The 860-nt window shown below is 60.7% G+C and carries 1 protein-coding gene and 1 pseudogene; one reads left to right on the top strand and one right to left on the bottom strand.

The annotated features are described in order from the left end of the window. Positions 1 to 234, bottom strand: a pseudogene (locus tag AC0L2Z_RS35340) (hydantoinase/oxoprolinase family protein); the annotation flags it as partial. A 56-nt stretch (positions 235 to 290) separates the two neighbouring features. Between AC0L2Z_RS35340 and AC0L2Z_RS35335 the strand changes: the two are divergent. Then, positions 291 to 860: HisA/HisF-related TIM barrel protein (locus AC0L2Z_RS35335; RefSeq protein WP_473630636.1), on the top strand; the 570-nt coding region annotated here is incomplete at its 3' end.

The raw sequence follows: 860 nt of genomic DNA, 5'->3' as shown, positions 1-860 counted from the left end.
GTCGCGAGACGGAAAGATATCAGCCAGTTCGCCGGTCATGGTGAATGCGTTGAGATCGGCGCCGGCATAAATCGGGGCCGTTTCCCTGAACGCCGAGGTCAGGGTATGGAGCCCCAGCCAAAGCGGTGTGGCGATGGTTACTGCCTCGACGATGCGGCCGTCTTGCGCGCGCGTCACCTTCAGATGGGCGCCGCCAATATCGAAGCCGGCAACGATGCTCTTTCTTTTTTCCACACTTCAAGCTTTCATCAGAGTTGGTCAGGGGCAGTTGGTCAGCGAGAAAAAGAGCGTTGCGTATCATTCCGGTTCTCGACCTGAAAGGCGGCGAAGTGGTCCGCGCCCAGCAAGGAAAACGCGATCGCTACAGGCCGATCGTCACGCCGCTCAGCAAAACTTCCGATGTCGTTGCGGTCACTGAGGGCCTGCGCCGGCTTTACCCTTTTCCGGCCTTCTATATCGCCGATCTCGATGCCATAGAAGGCGGAACGCCAAACAGCGGCGCGCTTGCCCGGCTGAAGGCGATGGCGGAGCCGCCTGAGCTTTGGGTCGATGCCGGCTTCGCCGACGAGAAAACCCTTTCGGCAGCACTTGCCGAACCCTGGCTTTGCCCGGTCCTGGGCTCCGAATCGCAGGAGGACGACGCGCTGTTGCGGCGTTTTTGCGATCATCCGGAGCTTATCCTGTCGCTGGATTTCTTCGACGACGGGTTTCGCGGTCCGGCATCATTTCTCGACGAGCCGGCGCTTTGGCCGCAAAAGCTGATCGTCATGACATTGGCCAAGGTCGGTTCCGCCTCCGGTCCCGATTTCACGCGGCTCGAGGCGATCAAGGCGAAGGCTGGAAGCCGCTCCGTCATCGCG

It is taken from the genome of Mesorhizobium sp. WSM4850 (assembly GCF_055811735.1).
The sequence above is the reverse complement of the archived record's forward strand: the minus strand, read 5'-3'. Positions and strand labels throughout refer to the sequence as shown.